The organism is Methylobacterium sp. WL103, assembly GCF_008039885.1.
In the GTDB taxonomy this organism is placed as follows: domain Bacteria; phylum Pseudomonadota; class Alphaproteobacteria; order Rhizobiales; family Beijerinckiaceae; genus Methylobacterium; species Methylobacterium cerastii.
This window is the reverse complement of sequence record NZ_VRUX01001203.1, coordinates 1-593: the sequence shown is the minus strand read 5'-3', so window position 1 is coordinate 593 and position 593 is coordinate 1. Positions and strand designations below refer to the sequence as shown.

The window sequence follows — 593 nt, the reverse complement described above, 5'->3', positions numbered from 1 at the left end:
GCCCTGGCGCTGACCGGCGGCAAGGTGTTCGGCCCGGGCGGCGCCGCCGAACTGTTGGGCCTGCGCCCGACGACCCTGGCCTCGCGGATCAAGGCCATGAGAATCAAAGAGACCGGACTGAAGGAGACCGGGAACGGCCGTTAACCGCCCCGCAACCGCGGCCGCGTCCAGTGGCGAGCTGCGTTCGAAGCGGGCGCGTGTCGCGAGGAAGACCGTATGCCCACCTCAGCCGCGACGGACGCCGCCCTCTTCGCGATGCCGGGCGACGCCGCCCTGCGCGACGCCGCCCACGCCTGGAGCCGCAGCCTCGCGGCCGAGCGGCGGATGTCCGACAACACGGTCGAGGCCTACGAGCGCGACCTGCGCCAGTTCCTGCACCACCTCGACGCCCGCGCCGGCACGCCGACCATCGCCGCGATCGTCGCGCTGAAGCCGCGCGACGTCCGCGCCTTCATGGCCGCGCGCCGTGCCGACGACGTCGGCGGGCGCTCGCTGATGCGGGCGCTGGCGGGCCTGCGCTCCTTCGCCAAGTACCTGGAGCGCGAGGGCCACGGCACCGTGGCGGCGCTCGGCGCCGTGCGCTCGCCCAAGGT

At 74.5% G+C, this 593-nt stretch carries 1 protein-coding gene; it reads left to right on the top strand.

The features are described from left to right. Positions 1-216: 216 nt before the first annotated feature. Positions 217-593, top strand: a 377-nt coding sequence (locus FV222_RS28625; protein WP_187277537.1) for a site-specific integrase, incomplete at its 3' end; no start/stop codon positions are given.